Source organism: Microcoleus sp. K4-B3 (assembly GCF_036704615.1).
Lineage (GTDB): Bacteria > Cyanobacteriota > Cyanobacteriia > Cyanobacteriales > Microcoleaceae > Microcoleus.
In genome coordinates this window covers 18692-37267 of sequence record NZ_JAUBSF010000021.1, presented here as the reverse complement: position 1 = coordinate 37267, position 18576 = coordinate 18692, and the positions used below count along the sequence as shown (strand labels likewise).

The following is an 18576-nucleotide window of genomic DNA, read 5'->3' as shown; positions in this document are numbered from 1 at the left end:
GGCCACTGTTATTTTTCTGTGAGATTCCAGACACCATCCCAGTTGAGTGCGTCTGAAAACCCATGCTGAAATAACATACAGCGATCGAAGTGCAATTTAGCTGCCTTGTTTTTCGGGTCAACTTTTAGAACGGCGTCAAATTCGCGTGCGGCGTCTGTAAAAGCTTGCTTGGCTTTTGGTTCTAAGGCTTTCTTAAACTCGTTCAGCACTTTTTTAACTTGATCGAGTCCGAGATTTTCAAATTCCTCATCTAACATTTCTGCAACTGTCTCCGAGGCCCGACTTTTTATTTTAGCCTGCAATAGCCGCCTGATCTCTGCGGGTTTCAGCCTCTTGATTTTGGGATTTGATGGTTCTAAGATGTCTGCTTCCAACAGCTTTTTGACTTCGCCTTCTTGCAAGTATTTAATATCATCTGCTGATAGGGGTGCTGATAGGGGCTTGATTTTTGCTTGCAGCAGCATTTTGGCTTCGTCTTCCGAGAGGTTTTTGATGCCTTCCAATTTCAGCAGTTGGATTTCTGGCTGCAACAGTACGATGAGTTGGTCTGCTTCGGACAGGTTGTTTGGGTCGTATTCTGACAGCTTTTTCAGTTGATGTAACAGGTTCTTGAGCTCGTGTTCCAACTGTTGCTCTACAAAATTGTTGGGCAGTTTCTTAATCTCTGCCTCTGGCATGGAGGCGACCTCATTTAAGATGTTTTTCACCTCACTTTCTGAGAGTCTTTGGGTGACTGGAGCTTTGTAATGTTCGCGCCCCTTGGTGTAATGTTCTATAATTTGTTGCTGTGTCTCGGTTAGTGACTTGCCCACTGGCGAGTATCCCTCGCGGATGCCGACGAGTTCGTAAACGATTACGGGTTCGCTTTTGCCCTTGACAGTAATAAAGTCGAGTTCTCGCACGTAGAGCCGATCGGCATAATCTCTGTAAGTATTGTCGCTGATGATCAAGTCGGTGCCGTACTGTTTGCTGGCGCCTTCTAAGCGAGAGGCGAGGTTTACGCCGTCTCCGATCGAAGTCAATTCCATGCGTTTGCTACTACCGATGTTGCCGCTGACAACTTCATCAGAATGTACGCCCATACCGATGCCGATCGGCAGTTCGCCATTGGCCACGCGATCTTGATTGAACTCTGCCAGTTTTTCCCGCATTTTCACTGCCGTTTGCATAGCGCACCAAGCATGATCCTCTAGGGGTGCTGGAGAGCCAAAAACTGCCATCAGAGCGTCGCCGATGTATTTGTCGAGAGTCCCTCCGTACTCGAATACGACATCTACCATCACTTCAAAATATTTATTGAGCATAACTACCACTTCTTCGGCTTGCAATTTTTCCGTAAGTGTGGTATAGCTGCGAATGTCTGAGAACAGCACGGAAACGTTTTTGCGCTTACCGCCCAATCCAGTATCCCCTGAAGCTAACAAATCTTCAGCTACTTTTGGGGTCATGTAACGGTACATCAAGTTTTTGACTTGCTTGGCGCTGCTAATATCTTCCATGACGACTAACGCGCCGTTGACCTTGCTGGGGTCGGTAGCGTCGGTCATTGAATTAATCGAGAGATTGATACTCTGCGATTTTGCTTCACAGGACAGCAAAACTTGATCCGGGTAATACTGCTGGCGGTCGTTCTCGTCTTCGGGAGACAAAGACGCATCAAACCACTTGGCAAAATCGCCTTTTTCTAACTTAATTAACTCCCGCAAAGATTGACCTTCGGCTAATTCTGCCTCGCTGACACCCAGTAATTTTTGGGCACTGGGATTGGTCGCTACTATATTGCCTTTTTTATCTGTAGAAATCACGCCGTTAGTCAGGGCGTGCAGCATATCTTTTTGTCTTTGTTCTTGCTGTTTGACTTCGGCAAACAGTTTGGCGTTTTGCAGGGCGACTCCTGCTTGGATGTTAAACGCCTTCATAAATTCCATGTCGTTGCGATTGAAACTCGCTTTCCACTGTTCGGGGGCGTGCGGCCAATCTTCCGGGTTGTAGGGCGGAAATTCTCCTTGTCGTTTTTTATTAACTAATTGGGTGACACCAATCAATTTGTGGTTGGAGTTAAACACCGGCATACACAGCATACTGCAAGTGCGATACCCCGACTTTTGATCCACTTCTTTGGAAGTTGCAGCGCGGGGATCGTCGTACACGTCAAAGGGAATCAGCAGCGGTGCACTGGATTGGGCGACGATGCCTGCGAAACCGGCTGTTCTGGGTATGCGAATTTCTTGAAGTTGACCTGCGATCGGGATTTTTGTCCACAGTTGATTTCTATCTTCGTCAATTAGCCACAGGGTGCTGCGATCGGCGTTCATCAGTTCTTGGGCCTGATCCATCACCCGCTTTAGGGTATCTTCTAAGTCTAAACCGCTCTGAGAAAGAGCGTTGACGGCGTTCATCAGCGCTGTCGCGGCACGTTGTCTTTGAGTTGCTGCGTAAAAAGATTTAGAAGACTCTAGAATTAGGCGAATCGACGGGGCAAATTCTCGAAAAACTTGTTCGTCTTCTTGAGTAAAACCTACCTTATCAATCTGTGCTTCTAAAGTACCATAATGTTCGTGGTTGGGCTTGAGTTTATTAATCAGTTGAACGACTGCTACTAACTCTCCTGTTTCTTCGTTGATCAGGGGCATCGCCAGCATTGTATAAGTGCGATATCCTGTTCTTTCGTCAGTTTTTTTGGCGTTAGCCGAGCGGGGGTCGTTATAAAAATCATAAGGAATGTTCACCACTTTTTTCTCCGTGGCTACTTCTCCCGCAATGCCCACATGGGCGGGAAATCGGAACTCTAGGTTGTTGCCATTTTCGTCTTTAGCAACGATCGCCCAGAGTTCATTTTTTTCGTCGTCTAATAAAAATATCGTGCTGCGAGCGGCATTTAGCAATTCCCCTGTTTTGAGGGTAATCGACTGCAACATTTCGTTAAGAATGGCGTCAAATCCCTGGCTGTCAAGGATATTGTCGAGCATTCCCAGCGTTTGATTGACAACCCTCAGTTTTTCCTCTACTTCCCTGGCGACTCCTTTAAAACTATCCTTGTTTAAGGGTGCGAGGAAACTGGAGAAGTTTCCTTGGCTTTTGACGATTTGATTATTACTAGAGGGATAATGAGAATGCTGTTCCTGATGATTTTCACTTACAGGAGTGACATCTATCACGTTTTCCATAGCTGACAGATTGGAAGATGCAGATTTCATAGACCTTTACAGAAGCTTAAGTGTAAGGGTTAGTCTCTAAGCTAGGAGAGCGGGCAAGTTCATTAGTGAGTTACCTGCCGCACAAAACTCAAGTATGTGTGAAAGTATTTCCCAGTTTACAGAACTCCGGCCACAGGGCAAGGGCAATTCAGTTGGGATTGCTGGTGAACTGCTGGTGCGACGGTAACGCTGCTGTGGCATTGCTGCACTCTTTTTAGAGAATGCGAATCCTGTTTAAATGGTTTATTAACTGATTTTGACATTGTGCGTGCCTGGTTTAAGTAGGTTCTGCTGGTCTTCGATCCGATCGCCCGCAATAACATGAATGCGTACTGCAGGGAGGACTGCTGAAAGAGGGATGGCATTGTGGGACTAGCTGCAATTGTGACACCACCAGTTGCTAGTGATGTGTGCCCTTCTGTACACAATTGTGGTTTTTAACTAGAATTTCTCTCAATTTTGCTGCTCTTAGCTTTCGTCCCGTGACTAAACTCACGGGTCTTTCAGCTTTTTTTTTGTAAAACTTGCTGTTGCCATTTTTAGTGTAACCTCCGGCTCGGAAAAACTCCGCCTTTTGGCCCCCCGATCGGCTGGAGGGTCGGGTAAGGGTATGAAAAACTGAGTTTGACGCCGTTCGATCCTCGGTTGCCGTTGCAGCTTTTTTTCCCGTCTTGGACGCATAAACCGGGTTTTTTTACTCCCATACTTTTTTCAACCCTCAATAAAGATTTAAGACAATCGGTTTTGGAAACTCAGAAGGCGGAGTGGACTATTTTCGACTGGCGGTTCGCCAACAATTGTTGTGTTTTCAGGGTTTTGCCCACTGAGTTTGGCGCAGTCCGGCGGCTTCGACGAGTAGGGATTCGGCGAAGGCGATGGCTTCTGTTGCTGAGCGGCCGCTGGCGAGTTGGGCGAGTTCTTCGCGCCGCTGCTCGCTGTTGAGGGCGGCAACTCTGACTACTGTGCGTTCAACTGGTTCGGAGTCGGCTGCGGGTTCGCCGATACTCGGTTTTGCTTCGATCGTCTGTTTGTTGACGCGAAAATGAAAATCAGCCATCGCGGCGATCAGCGGCTGGTGCGTGACGCAGAGAACTTGGTGTTTGTCAGAGAGTTGGTAGAGTTTTTTGGCGATGGCGCCGGCGACTCTCCCGGAGACTCCGGCGTCGATTTCGTCAAAAATCAGCGTACCGGCGCTTTCTATTTGGGAAAAACAGGCTTTGATGGCGAGCAGAAAGCGGCTCATTTCTCCCCCGGAGGCGATCGCGCCCAGGGGTTGCAAAGGTTCGCCCGGGTTGGGGCTGAAACAAAAGGCGATTTGGTCGGCACCGCTAGCGGTTGGGGTAGAAGGCGAGATCTCGACTTGAAATTGCACTTTTTCCATTGCTAACGGCTTAAGTTCTCCTACGAGGTGTGTTTCTAGTTTGAGGGCTGCTTCGCGCCGCAGGGTAGTGAGGTGGCTGCAAGCGTCTTTTAATTGCTCTAAAGCGGTCTGATATGCGAGTTCTAAGGCTTCCATTGACTCGCCTCCTTCTAAAAGTTCGTTTAGTTCGTTTTGAATGCTTTGGTAGTAGGCGATCGCTTCTTTGAGCGGCCCGTATTTGCGGCAAATTTGTTTGAGTTCGCGAATCCGATCTTCTACTTCTTCGAGTCTTTCGGGATCTGCTTCTAATTGTTCGCCGTAGCTGCTAATTTGCCTGCTGGCTTCTGTGGCTTGAGCTAAAGCATCGCTGACCATTTCTAGGATTGGTTGCAACTGCACATCGTAAACGGCCATGTCGCTTAAAATTACTTCGGCTTTGCTCAACAAGTCGGCGGCTGATGCGGTGTCGCCCTCGTTTTGGTACAGGGCTTGGTGGACTTGGTAACTCTGCTGCTGCAATTCGACGACGTGGCCCAGCCGGATTGATTCTTGTTCTAGCTGTTCGAGTTCGCCGGCATCTTCGATATGGGCTTCGCCGAGTTCTCGGACTTGGTATTCTAACAAATCAAGTCTTTGCAGCCGCTGCTGTTCCGACTGACGCCTGCGTTTGAGGGCTGTTTTGGCGTTGTTGGCTCCCAGCCACGCGGACGCGATTGTCGATCGCGCTTCAGCGAGCCTTTTGCCACCGTAGAGGTCGAGCCATTCTCGCTGGAGGGTTTCTTGTCCGAGGTGGACGGTTTGGCCTTGGGCGGTAATTTCGACGAGCCGATCGCGCAGTTGATCCATTAACTGGCGGTTGACGAGAATTCCGTTCAAGCGCGATCTGGTGCGCAGAGCCCCGCTAGATGCGTTAATTTCCCGGCTGCAAACGGCTAAATTTCCGTCTATGGGTTCGATTTCTTGCTCGCCCAGCCACACAGCGGCGGCTTTGTCCAATTCAAAGGTAGCTTCCAATATTGCCCGCGTTGCTCCGGTGCGAATCGATCGGCGATCGACCTTGCCGCCCAACACTGCATCGATCGCATCTAGGATAATCGATTTACCAGCGCCAGTTTCGCCTGTAAATACGTTCAAACTCGGGCCAAATTCTAAGTCGAGGCAGTCAATTAAGGCAAAGTTTTCTATTCTGAGGTATAGCAACATGAGGAATTGGGAATTGGGAATTGGGAATTGGGAATTGGAGGCAGAGCCTGGAAAATTATTGGTACCCAATAACAAATAACAAATAACAAATAACAAATAACAACTGACTTCTATAGTTTCAACCATCCAAACAAATCTCCTACCGTCAGCCGCAATTCTGCTGACCAATCTGGAACCGGCAACAATTCTTCTGGTTTTGCTAAAATTTCCGGTTGCTTTCCAGGGGGATAAATTAATATCGATCGCACCATCGGATCGATCAGCCAACCCATTTTAGTGCCGTTTTTCAGACAGTGTAAAATATTCCCAGTTACTTTAGTTTGACTCTGGCCTGGAGACAGAATTTCAATTGTCCAATCTGGGTAAGTTTCAAATACATTAGCAACATCCCCATTTTTATCAACAGGTATTCTGTCCCAAGTAAATACTGTGACATCTGGCACGATCGATCTGCCGTCAAAAGTACACCGCAATTCGGGAAAAGCTAAGGCTATTTTTCTCGGTTCTACCACTTCGTTAATTGTAGTGACTAGCTTTCCCTGTAATTTGCTGTGTTTTCCTTGTGGCATAGGTTTTTGGATGATTTGACCGTTGATATATTCGCTAGCTGGTTCTGTTTCTGGCAGTTTGAGAAACTCTGACAAAGTTAGTGTTTTTGTTTGTATCTGTACCATTTTCTACTCCTTCTCTTCGATAAAACCCAAGTGTTTTCTAGCAGCAACCGTTACCATTCTCCCGCGATTTGTCCGCTGCAAAAATCCGATTTGCATTAAATAAGGTTCGTATACATCCTCAATGGTTTGAGTATCTTCTCCTGTAGAAGCCGCGAGGGTTTCTAAGCCCACTGGGCCGCCGTTAAAATTCTCAATCATTGCTGTCAAAATTCGCCGATCTGTCCAATCCAAACCTAGCGGATCGACGTTGAATAATTCCAGGGCGAGTGAGGCAACTTCGGCATCAATTGGCTTTAAGTTTTTGACTTCGCTGTAGTCTCTAACTCGCCGCAGCAAGCGGTTAGCTATCCGGGGCGTTCCGCGAGCTCGGCGGGCAATTTCTGTGGCTCCTTCTGGGGTGATTTTAGTGTCGAGAACTTGGGCGGTTCTTTGGACAATTAGACTGAGTTCGTCTATTTCGTAGTACCGCAATCTTTGGATCAAGCCGAAGCGATCGCGCAATGGAGATGTTAGAGAACCGACTTTGGTTGTTGCTCCTACTAAAGTAAACGGTTTCAGAGGTATGCTGCGGATTTTTGCGGTTTTTCCTTGCCCGATCGTAATATCTAAGCGGCAGTCTTCCATCGCCGGATAGAGGATTTCTTCTGTAACTTTAGATAAACGGTGAATTTCGTCGATAAACAGCACGTCGCCTGCTTTGAGGTTGATCAGCAATCCGACAATATCTCGCGGTTTTTCTAAAGCTGGGGCGGTGGTGATTTTGCATTCAACTTCCATTTCTGCTGCTAGAATTAGCGACATTGTGGTTTTTCCCAACCCTGGAGGCCCGTAGAGTAACAGGTGATCCATCGGTTCGCCGCGAGATTTGGCCGCTGCAATTGCGATCGCCAAAACTTCTCTCAAGTCTTTTTGCCCGATGTATTCAGCTAAGCGCTGGGGCCGGATTTTGTCGTCTTGTTTGCTGTTAATTTCGTCGGGTAGTTCTTGCGATTCTAGCAAAGATTCCGCCTGGGGTTTGACGGCTTTTTTGCGACGGGCTGGGGCTATGTCTTCGGGTAGATTTGGGTCGGGGGGCTGTTGTTTGGAGGAGATAATAGCCATATTTATTTGCGATCTGGCAGCGGGAATTGTTTACACTTGTTAGCAGAATCTTTACAATTATTGAGTTCGTGATGAGTATTCCATCTTCTTTATTAGCATCGGAAAGCATAACTTTTGAGGGGGCGATCGAGCTGACTGAATCTTTACTGTCCTTCATGGAGGCCGATCGACTTTTACAGGCAGACATCGAGCAAGCTGTTACCTCTCTGGTTAAAACACAAAACGGTGCTAGGGGGTTTTTTGTCACCTATCTAACGGACGATCGACAGGAGGCAGAGCGGCCGTCACCCGGAGTAGTCGAGGCGCTGCGATCGGCTCCTGAGATCGTAGCAGAACTGCTGGTGAAAAATTTGGCGATGTCGGCGGCAATGGTCGTGCATCATTCGCGCCAGCAAAAGGAGGAAATGGCGGCCGGTTCTGCTAGAGTGCAGGAGCGATCGCGCAATTTAATTCAAATCCTGCAAATGCCGGCCTGTCAAACTATAGCGTCGCAAATGCTAGAAAGTTTGCAGAATGCCCACGGCGAGTACGGGGAATTTTTTCAGCGGTGGGGCTACGACAACGAGCAAAAACTAGCGATCGGTTCGGCAGTTCGATCGGCGATCGGCTAAAATAGCATCCTTCGCCCAGGTGGCAGATGCTTGATCAAAGCGACGAGGCTGTGGAATAATTGCGGTTTAGCAAAAGCTGCACAATTGTAGCTTGAGTTGATTTAGGTGTGAAGGTAGTGAACGAGGGCGAAAAAATTGCATAGAACGGTGAAAGGAGTTGCCCAAAAAGCCCGAAGGGTGGGCGGCAGGCTGCCCGCAAGTAGCCAGCGCTGGGCGAAGCTGAATCTGCTGGCAACATTGGTGCGCCGGGACTTGGAAGCTCAATACAAAGGCTCAATTCTGGGCAATTTCTGGCCGCTGCTGAATCAGCTATCGCAATTGGTGATTTACACATACGTATTTTCGATCGTCCTCAAGGTAAAACTCAGCCTTGCAGGCTTCCCAGAAAACAGCGACATTACATTTGGAGTCTGGCTGTTTGCAGGTTTGTTGCCTTGGAGTGCCTTCACCAGCGGTTTGATCAAGTCGGGAGTATCGGTGGTGGGGCAGCCGAATTTAGTCAAAAAAGTGGTATTTCCCCTCGGTTTGCTGCCGCTAGTGCCGATTTTTACAGCTTTTCTTGAAAGTTCTCTGGGTTTAGCAGCTTTGATTGTCATAGTAGCAGTGTCCTCGCAAAAGCTCAACGCTACTTTATGCTTGCTGCCGCTGGTTTGGGTTCCTCAGTTGCTGCTGACAGCGGGTTTGGGATATTTGACAGCGGGCTTGACGGTGTTTTTGCGAGACATTCCTCAGACATTAGGTGTTATTCTAAATTTTTGGTTTTATTTGACGCCGATCGTCTACCCAGCATCAGTAATCCCCCAAGAGTGGCGAGCGTGGATATTTTGGCTGAATCCAATGGCCGCCATCTCGGAGGTTTATCGAGACCTCATACTGCTTGGAGAAGTTAAGCACTGGGGCGAATGGGGTGTCGCCACGCTGATTTCTGCTGCTATATTTTGTGGAGGTTTGGCGGTTTACCGGCGTTTGCGTCCCGCTTTTGCTGACGTGCTGTAAATTTGTTTGAGAGCGAAAGTCCATCTAAAATCTCAAATCGAGGGTGCTGTAAATTTGTTTGAGATCTACAGTCAATCTAAAATCTAAAAACTAAAATCTAAAATCGATTGTGCTGTAAATATGTTTGAGATTTCAAGTCAATCTAAAATCTAAAAACTAAAATCTAAAATCGATTGACTGCCGCCAATGACAGAAAATGTAATTTCACTAAAAAATGTTTCCAAATGCTTTAAGCGGTACGATCGTCCAGGAGACCGCTTAAAGGAAATTATTTACCCCAGCAAAAAACTCGCTGACGAATTTTGGGCGCTCCACGATATCAATCTAGAAATTCCTCAAGGACAAACTCTGGGAATAGTCGGTCGCAACGGTTCCGGAAAAAGCACTCTCCTGCAAATAATTGTGGGGACGCTGACGCCTACCGCAGGAAGCGTGGATGTTAAAGGGCGAGTCTCCGCTTTGTTGGAACTCGGAAGCGGGTTTAACCCGGAATTTACCGGGCGGCAAAATGTGTTTTTTAACGCTCAGTTACTGGGATTCAATCAAAAGGAAACTGAAGAAAAGTTTGACGATATAGCTGCTTTTGCTGATATTGGGGATTTCATCGAACAGCCAGTCAAGACTTATTCTAGCGGTATGTTTGTCAGGCTAGCTTTTGCCGTTGCGACTAGCGTCGAACCGGATATTTTGGTGGTTGACGAGGCGCTTTCGGTCGGCGACGAAGCTTTTCAGCGCAAGTGTTTTGCCCGCTTGCAAAGCATTCAGGAAGGTGGCGGAACGATTTTATTTGTTTCTCATGCTGCTACTTCTGTTGTGCAACTTTGTACGTCGGCGATTTTAATGGATAGCGGTGAATTACTGCTCGCTCACACGCCGAAGGTGGTAATTTCTAAGTATCAAAAGCTGATTTATGCCGATCCGGATAAGGTTCTAGGGTTGAAGTCAGATATTCGGACCCTGAACCAACTAACAAAACAGGAAAGTCAAGAAAAACTTCAGGATGCTAGTTTAGAAAGCACAAAGAAGGAATTTAAACCGGAGCAACATCTCTCCAAACCCAGGGAACATTATGATGAATTTTACGATCCGGGGATGATACCGTCGAATACGGTGAGGTATCCATCTCGGGGAGCGGAAATTATCAACCCCCGCATCGAGACACTGAAGGGAAATGTGGTAAATCACTTGATAGGTCGTCAAGATTATATTTACACTTACTCTGTCACTTTCTCGCGGTCAACTTCCAAAGTTAGGTTTGGAATGTTGATTAAAACGATTAGCGGTTTTGAGTTGGCGGGTGCTTCTTTGAAGGGTTCTACTCAGTCAGTTCGGTATGTGGAAGCGGGAACGACAATAGTAGTGAAGTTTCAGTTTAAATGTTTGCTGAATCCGGGGGTTTATTTTCTGAATGCTGGGGTTGTGGGGACGGTAGATGGAGATTTAACTTATCTGGATCGCTGCGTTGATGTGGCAATGTTTAGAGTTCAGTCTTGTACTGAGTCGTGCGGTAACGGCATCGTTGACTTGCTGATCGAACCGTGTTTAACTGTTGTTAATCCTGATTCTCTGATGAAAGAGCCGTCAACCGAGGTAATCTAAAATTCTGTGAAAACCATGAGCAATATCAATTTAGATTTAGTAGAAAATCCCGTAATCAAAGCATTTATTCGAGAGCAAGCTAAGTTTCCCGAAGATTTTAAACAGAATATCTGCGAAGACGATGAAATGTATTTGTTCAGCTTGAGCAATGTCAAAGACGATCGCGATCGGGCTTTCGTGCGCTATTATGCGATCGGGCGTCGCATCCTGGATACCGTCAAACAAGTTGTGGATTGGCATTTTGGGAGTTTTGAAAATGTACCGTCTTTTCTAGATTTTGCCTGCGGTTACGGTCGATTTACCCGGTTTTTGATTCAGGAAATGCCGCCGGAAAAAATTTGGGTTTCTGATATTTATGCTAACGCGGTTAAGTTTCAAACTGAATACTTTGGCGTCAGCGGTATTGTCTCGACGGGAAAACCAGAAAATTATTTAATTGACCGAAAGTTTGACTGCATTCTGGCTAATTCTTTTTTCAGCCATATGCCGGAAAGAACTTTTACGAGTTGGGTGCAAAATTTGTACGATTTGTTGACTCAAGACGGGATTTTGATGTTCAGTGTTCACGATGAGAGTCTGCTGGAATCTAGCATAGAAATGCCGGCAAAAGGAATTCTGTTTAGCGCAGATAGCGAAAGTCAGTCTTTAGATAAGGAAGAATACGGCACAACTTATGTAACGGAAAAGTTTGTTAGAGAAATTGTCGAGAGAGTTAGTGGTGGCAAAGCATTTGTGCATCGAATTGAAAAAGGCATATGCAGGTTTCAGGATTTGTATGTGGTTACAAATCAACTGAATAGAGAATTTTCTAGTTTGAAATTCAGTCACCACCCGGAAGGATATGTTGATGTTGCTGCTTTAACTACTAAGGATAATTTGTATCTGGAAGGGTGGGCTGCCGATGTGAACGAGGAGGGCCGCATTGAGGAGGTGCAAGTGCTGGTAAACGGCGAATTAGTAGAGAGATGCGAGCCTTTTTACAATAGATCGGATGTGGCTGGATACTTTAAAACAGATGCTGCTTTGCAGTCTGGTTGGCGCTGTTATTTACCGAAAAACACTGTGACGCCACAGGATGTGTTAATAGTTAAAGCAATCAATAACTACGGTGCGGAGTGGATTATGGAAACTTGCACTGTGAAATCGCTGCTGAGCCAAAGGCAATCGCAGTCTCTTTTGGGGTCTACTCAGACTAAAATCCAACTAATGGAGACTCAGTTAGCTGCGGCTCAAATAGAATGGGAGCAAAGTCAAAGTAAGTTAATGATTACTCAAACGCAGTTGGAAGAATCTCAAACGCATTTGCAAGAAACTCAAAGTCAATTAATTTCAGCTCACACGCAGTTGGAGCAAACTCAAAATCAGTTAATATCTGTCCAAATGCAGTTGGAACAAACTCAAAATCAGCTAATTAATCTCAAGGAAAAACTAGAGCGATCGCACAATCGAGTTTTGGCAATGGAAACGAGTAAGTTCTGGAAGGTGAGAACCGCCTGGTTTCAAGTCAGGCGGTCGCTCGGCTTAGCGGGAGACTAGCGATCGAGTAAAATTGGTGTGGGAATTAGGGCGAGGGAGAGAAATTGTGAGTACAAATGACACCAAACCGTCGGTTTTTATTGTTACCGGAATGCACCGTTCCGGTACGTCTTTAACAGCTTCTTTGTTTCAGGAAGTCGGGGTTGATATTGGCAAAAAGTTAGTGGGCCCGGCCGACGGAAATGTGAAAGGTCATTTCGAGAATGTTGATTTTGTGGAGTTTCACAAAAGTGTTTTGCGATCGCACGGTATTGATGAACTCGGCTGTACGTTTGAAAAAACGATTCCGGTAGCAGCAGAATACGTGGAAATCGCCAAACGCGCGATCGACCAAAATCAACAAACTCACAAACATTGGGGCTGGAAAGACCCGCGAACAACCCTTTTTTGGGATTTTTGGCTGACTTTGCTCCCTGAAGCTAATTTTATCTGCGTTTATCGATCGCCCTGGGAAGTAGTCGATTCCCTGTACCGCCGGGGAACCGATGTCAGCTTGCTGCAAAATCCCGAAATGGCAGTAAAAATGTGGATTCACTACAATCAAAAAGTTTTAGAACTTTACGAACGTTTTCCCGATCGCTGTCTGCTAGCAAACGTTTACCCGATCGGCAACACTCCCGAACTTTTCATCGAGCGAATAAACGAAAAATTTAATGTTAACTTAGGTGCGATACCGGGCGACAACTTTGAAGAATCTTTATTAGTCAACGATATTGTCAAAAGTCACAGACCGAGTTTAATAGAAAAATATTTCCCCGAAGCATTAGAACTATATGAACTTTTGGAAACCCAAGCTGGCAATCTGAGCAGCGAATCGAAATTCGCGATCGATCGAGTTATTCATTTCCCAGCATCTCCAGTCTGGCCATTTGAAGATTGGTTGAAAATCCGCTTGCTGGAAAAACAGCAAAAAAACAGCAATTCCGAAGTCAAACAGTGGCAAGAACAATTTCACCATGCCCAGGCGAAAGTGTTGGGCTTGGAAACAGAATTAGGAGCAACTCAAGTACAGCTTGCCGGCAAAGAATCAAATTTTCAAGAAGCTTTAGCGAAACTGCTCGGATTAGAAACAGAATTAGGACAAACTCAAGTACAGCTTGCCGGCAAAGAATCGCAATTTCAAGAAGCTTTAACAAAAATCTTACAATTAGAAGCTGAATTAGGGCAAACTCAGGTACAGCTTGCCGGCAAAGAATCGCAATTTCAAGAAGCTTTAGCAAAACTCCTCGGATTAGAAACAGAATTAGGACAAACTCAGGTACAGTTTGCCGGCAAAGAATCGCAATTTCAAGAAGCTTTAGCCAAAGTATTAGAATTAGAAGCTGAATTAGGGCAAACTCAGGTACAATTTGAAGAGACTGAATTTATATTGCAGCAAAAGTTAGCTGAATTACTTCAGTTAGAAACAGCACAAAGTCAAACTCAGGAAAAATTAAAGGACACTCAGGAAAATTTAGAACAATCCCGCCAAGAGAATGAAAACTTCCGAGCAGAAATTGCTAAAATTAAGTCTTCTAGATGGTGGAAAGTCAAAGAAAAATGGTGGGAAGTTCAGCACAGAATCCGCGACTTGTTCCCTAAATTTATTTTTTCGTTAGATCGACCCACTACTTGGCAAGTTTGCGATTCCAATCTGCTAATTGCGGGCTGGGTTTTTCACAAAAAAAGAGAGATTACAGCAGTCCGCGCCCGAGTTGAAGACAAGAGTTTCGCGGGTGTTTACGGCATAGAAAGAAGCGATATAGCCCTAGCACATTGTAATATTCCGGCGGCGAATAAATCTGGTTTTACAATTGAATTGCAAGCGCCTGCCGGACGGCACGAAGTGCTGCTGGAAGCGCAAGACGAGCGAGGTAAATGGCATCTTTTGGCAGCTTATCCGCTGTTAGTTTCAACGATTCAAGCATCGTTAGATGTACCAGTGGTCTGGGAACAGCGTCAGGGTCAAATTTTGTTTGCAGGTTGGTGCTGTCACCACGATCGCAAAATTGCTAAATTAAGCCTTTTGTGCGGCGATACTTCTGTAGAGTGCGCCTACGGTTTGCGGCGAAAAGATGTCGGCGAAGTGTTTCCCGACTGGGTTAACAGTTCAGAAAGCGGCTTTGAGGCCCTTGTCGATTTGTCTCCTGGCGAATGGCACGTTTCTCTGCAAGCTGAGTTAGAAAGCGGGGAAATTTTGTATTTTCAAGCGCCAAAAAAATTGACCGTGCGCCGCTACCATATCTGGCAGCGAAGTGCGGATAAATTTGATGAGTTGTCGAATTTGATAGAGGCAATCCGGCAGCGGGCGAGGGAGAGAAAACAGCGTCTCGGCAGAATTGTGCCGATGCCTTGGGAAATTGTGAAGGTGATTCGCCAGTTGGAGAAGATTTATCGGCAGCAAAAACAGTTTACTGCGCCGGGAGATTTGCTGCCGCCTGCGGGTTTTGTGGTGCCTAAACCTATTGATAGGTATGACGCTTGGCTGGAGGTGAATCAGTGGAACGATCGCGCGCGCGATTACTTGATTTCTCGGTTAAAATCCTGCCGGGAACCCTTGCCCAAAATTTCGGTAGTAATGCCAGTTTACAACCCGCAGATAGATTTTTTAGAAAGTGCGATCGCTAGCGTGCTCAATCAAGTTTATCCAAACTGGGAACTCTGCATTGCCGACGATTGCAGCACCGAATTCACTGTTGCTGAAAATTTGAAAAACTGGGCCCAAAAGGACGATCGTATCCGCATCACATTTCGTACAGAAAACGGCAACATCAGCGCAGCAACCAACAGCGCCGCCGCCCTCGCAACAGGCGACATCATCCTGTTTTTAGACAACGACGACGAACTAACTCCCGACGCATTAGGCGAAGTCGCCTTATATTTTGCCGCGCATCCAGCCACCGATTTTCTCTACTCAGACGACGACAAAATCGACACCAAAGGTCGCAGATTCGCACCGCAATTCAAACCGGAATGGTCGCCGGAACTGCTGCTTTCCTATATGTATCTCGGTCATTTGTGCGCCGTGAGAAAACACATTTTTGAACAAATAGGCGGTTTGCGACTAGGTTTGGAAGGCTCGCAAGATTACGATTTTGCCTTGAGAGCAACCGAAATTTCTCGCCACGTCGCGCACCTCCCGCTAGTGCTTTATCACTGGCGAACCGCACCCGGTTCTACAGCCATATCTGGGGCCGCGAAACCCGCCAGTTTTGCCGCAGGTCAAAAAGCCATACAAGACGCACTAAACCGCCGAAAAATTAACGGCAATGTCGCTCAGCACGCATGGGCGATTAAAGAAAATTTGGGCATATTTGCCCAGGATTTCCCGGATAACGGCCCATCAGTAACGGTAATTATTCCTACTAAAAATCAGCTAAAATTGCTGAAAGCCTGTCTGGATTCTCTAGAAACTACAACATACAGAAATTATCAAGTTGCCGTTATCGACAACGAAAGCGACGACCCGAAAACTCTGGAATATTTAAAGGAATTAAATTGCCAAGTTTTGCGGATAAAAAATCCTGACGGCAAGTTTAGTTTTGCAGCAATTAACAACCGCGCTGCCGAACAAGTTGATAGCGAATATGTATTGTTTTTGAACAACGATACTGAAGTAATTAACCCGCGCTGGCTTAGTCAAATGGTGGGATACGCTCAAATCGCGGGCGTGGGTGCAGTCGGCGCGAGGCTGTTATATCCCGACGGCAGAATTCAGCACGCGGGCATAATTCACGGGCTGCATCACGGTTTGGCCGGTCACGCTTTTAAGCTGATGAACAGCGAAAATCGAGGCTATCTGTCTCAAGCGATGGTAACGCGAAATTATTCTGCGGTAACAGCGGCTTGCACGATTACTCCGCGTCAATTGTTCTTAGAATTGAGCGGTTTTGATGAGGAGAATTTTGCTGTTGCTTACAATGATGCAGATTACGGATACCGACTGTTAGAACTGGGTTATCGGTGCGTATATTGTCCAGATGCGGAGTTATTGCACAAAGAGGGAACTTCTCGGGGTTTTACCGACAATCCTCAAGAAGTGGCGGCTTTTAGGCGCAAGTATGCGGGAAAAACTGACAGTTTTTACAGTCCTCACTTGTCTTTAGAAGATGAGTATTTTCATATTAAACCCCGACGGTTTTTTATGAAGGAAGAAGGAAATTCGGCAACTGATTTTGTAACGGATGTAAAGAAGAAGGAAGAAGCTTATACATTAGAAGTTTCCGATTCCGGTTTGTTGGTAGCAGTAGCAGAGAATCTGATTTATCCTATCAAAGTTTTAATGTGCAGCAATTCGCTGGATTTCACTGGTGCGCCGCTGCATCAGTACGAAATTGCGGTGAAATTGGCGGCTGAAAGCGTTATTAAGCCGATCGTACTTTGCGTTTCAGACGGGCCCCTGCGTCAAGCTTACGAACAGCAGGGAATTGAAGTAATTGTGCGCGACAATCCTCTCGAACACATCTACCAGCGCGATGCTTATGATGAAGCCATCCGCAGTTTTAGCACAGAAATTGCAAGTTTAAAAGTAGATGCAATTTATGCCAATACTTTAGAAAACTTTTTTGTAGTTGATGCGGCGCGACAAATCGGAATTCCTGTGGTGTGGAACGTGCACGAAAGCGAACCTTGGCAAACTTATTTTAACAGGTTTGGTTCGGAGATTGCGGCGAGAGCTTTAGAATGTTTTCGCTTTCCTTACAAGGTAATTTTTGTGGCAGATGCAACGCGGGACAGGTATTTGCCTCTCAACAGCCACCACAATTTTACGGTGATTCACAATGGCTTAGATTTGAGCAAACTGGAAAATTCGGAGAATTGTGAATTGGCTAGAAAAAGTTTAGGTGTTGCAGCGGAAGATGTGGTTATTTTGCTGCTGGGAACGGTATGCGAACGCAAAGGACAGCAGGATTTAGTTAAAGCACTTTCACTTTTGCCTGACAAATGGCACAATAAAATTAGGTGTTTTATTGTGGGCGATCGCCCGAGTATTTACAGCAATAAATTAGCCGATTTGGTGGGGCAATTGCCAGAAGAGTTGCGGCAAAGGGTGACAGTAGTCCCGGAAACTGGGGAAACGGGAAAATATTACAAATCGGCTGATATTTTTGTTTGCACTTCTCGGGTCGAAAGTTTTCCAAGAGTAATTTTGGAGGCGATGGCCTGCGATTTGCCAATTGTTACATCGCCGGTTTTTGGGATTAAAGAACAAGTGCGGCCGGGAATTAATGGTTTGTTTTATACACCCGATCGCCCGGACGAATTAGTTGCAGCTTTGATTAGTTTATTGGATGATAAATCATTGCGGCAGCAGTTAGCTGAAAACGCTAAATACGTCTTGGATTCACTTAATACTTTTGAGGAAATGACTCAAGCTTATGCAGATATTTTCTGCGAAGCATATTTCAGCAGTCATTAATCATGGGGCATGGGGCATGGGGCATGGGGCATTGGTAATTGGTAGAACAGGGGAACGAGAAACGAAGACTTGCGGAACATATTGAAAATTGAGCCATCAATACTATAAAATAATCAAAAATGAACGATGAAAAAATGACCGATCGCCCAAGAGTAGATTATGAAAGGGCATGGGACAGTTACGCCCAACAGTGGCAAAAAACTAATGCCGAACTTGCCCATATTGGCGACGAATGGATAGGTAAAGCTGCCGGTGCCGCTAATTCCTTAGCCGAATACGAGGCGCTGATAGAACAGCAATTTATTGCACCCTACATCAAAAAAGAACATAGGGTTTTAGAAATTGGTATCGGCGGCGGAAAAACAGGTTCGCTGCTGCTGAAATATTGCGATCGACTAATTTGTGCCGACATTTCCAGTCAAATGCTGCAAGCGGCCCGATCGCGCTTGGGAGACGATCGCGTTTCTTACGTCAAACTCGACGGTTTAACATTAGACGGCATCGCTCCAGGTTCAGCCGATGTCTGCTTTTGTTACGATACAATGGTACACGTAGAGCCGGTAGATATATTCAACTACCTGACTCGCATTCCCAAACTGCTGCGGGGCGATCGAATTTGCGTGTTTCACCACACAAATATTTTTAGCGAATTAGGGTGGCAAAAATTCGCCAGCGAGTGGGACAAAAACTTGCTCGGGCACAGAGACGGCACAGCATTTTCAGTGATGACTGATACAATTATGGAAAAATTTCTCAACCATTTAAACTATGAAATCATCCTGAAAAATACATCTTCCGTACCGCGAGATTGCGTCTGGATCTGCAAAGCACCAACCCCCAATGAATAAAACCAAAGCTTTTTAGCCGCATCAAAATATTTTATTCCAACTAACAACAGTCA

10 protein-coding genes are annotated in these 18576 nt (G+C 46.0%); 6 read left to right on the top strand and 4 right to left on the bottom strand.

Features of this window, described 5'->3' with window-relative positions:
* Positions 1-8 precede the first annotated feature (8 nt).
* The 4 genes from QUA78_RS12225 to ruvB all read right to left on the bottom strand — a co-directional run bounded on the left by QUA78_RS12225 (position 9) and on the right by ruvB (position 7535).
* Positions 9-3197: a GAF domain-containing protein gene (locus tag QUA78_RS12225; RefSeq protein WP_333301927.1), complete on the bottom strand. Its 3189-nt coding sequence runs from the start codon at positions 3195-3197 to the stop codon at positions 9-11.
* A gap of 808 nt (positions 3198-4005) precedes the next feature.
* On the bottom strand, positions 4006-5760 hold the full coding sequence (gene recN, locus QUA78_RS12220) for a DNA repair protein RecN (RefSeq protein ID WP_333301929.1): 1755 nt from the start codon (positions 5758-5760) through the stop codon (positions 4006-4008).
* Between the two features lie 110 nt (positions 5761-5870).
* Positions 5871-6434: a Uma2 family endonuclease gene (locus QUA78_RS12215; protein ID WP_333301930.1), complete on the bottom strand. Its 564-nt coding sequence runs from the start codon at positions 6432-6434 to the stop codon at positions 5871-5873.
* Between the two features lie 3 nt (positions 6435-6437).
* Positions 6438-7535, bottom strand: coding sequence for a Holliday junction branch migration DNA helicase RuvB (gene ruvB / locus QUA78_RS12210; protein WP_333301931.1), 1098 nt, complete (start codon positions 7533-7535; stop codon positions 6438-6440).
* 71 nt (positions 7536-7606) lie between these two features.
* On the opposite strand from ruvB, the gene QUA78_RS12205 reads away from it, so the two are divergent.
* The 6 genes from QUA78_RS12205 to QUA78_RS12180 all read left to right on the top strand — a co-directional run bounded on the left by QUA78_RS12205 (position 7607) and on the right by QUA78_RS12180 (position 18523).
* Positions 7607-8146 (top strand): hypothetical protein, encoded by a 540-nt coding sequence (locus tag QUA78_RS12205; RefSeq protein ID WP_333301932.1) that lies wholly within the window; start codon positions 7607-7609, stop codon positions 8144-8146.
* A 147-nt stretch (positions 8147-8293) separates the two neighbouring features.
* Positions 8294-9142 (top strand): ABC transporter permease, encoded by an 849-nt coding sequence (locus tag QUA78_RS12200; RefSeq protein ID WP_333301933.1) that lies wholly within the window; start codon positions 8294-8296, stop codon positions 9140-9142.
* A 186-nt stretch (positions 9143-9328) separates the two neighbouring features.
* Positions 9329-10741, top strand: a complete 1413-nt coding sequence (locus QUA78_RS12195) for an ABC transporter ATP-binding protein (RefSeq protein WP_333301934.1) — start codon at positions 9329-9331, stop codon at positions 10739-10741.
* 15 nt (positions 10742-10756) lie between these two features.
* Positions 10757-12277 carry a methyltransferase gene (locus tag QUA78_RS12190; RefSeq protein WP_333301935.1) on the top strand — a complete coding sequence of 507 codons (1521 nt, stop codon included), beginning with the start codon at positions 10757-10759 and terminating at the stop codon, positions 12275-12277.
* 46 nt (positions 12278-12323) lie between these two features.
* On the top strand, positions 12324-17675 hold the full coding sequence (locus tag QUA78_RS12185; protein WP_333301936.1) for a glycosyltransferase: 5352 nt from the start codon (positions 12324-12326) through the stop codon (positions 17673-17675).
* Positions 17676-17794: 119 nt separating this feature from the next.
* Complete coding sequence (locus QUA78_RS12180) at positions 17795-18523, top strand: class I SAM-dependent methyltransferase (RefSeq protein ID WP_333301937.1); 729 nt, start codon at positions 17795-17797, stop codon at positions 18521-18523.
* Positions 18524-18576 lie beyond the last annotated feature (53 nt).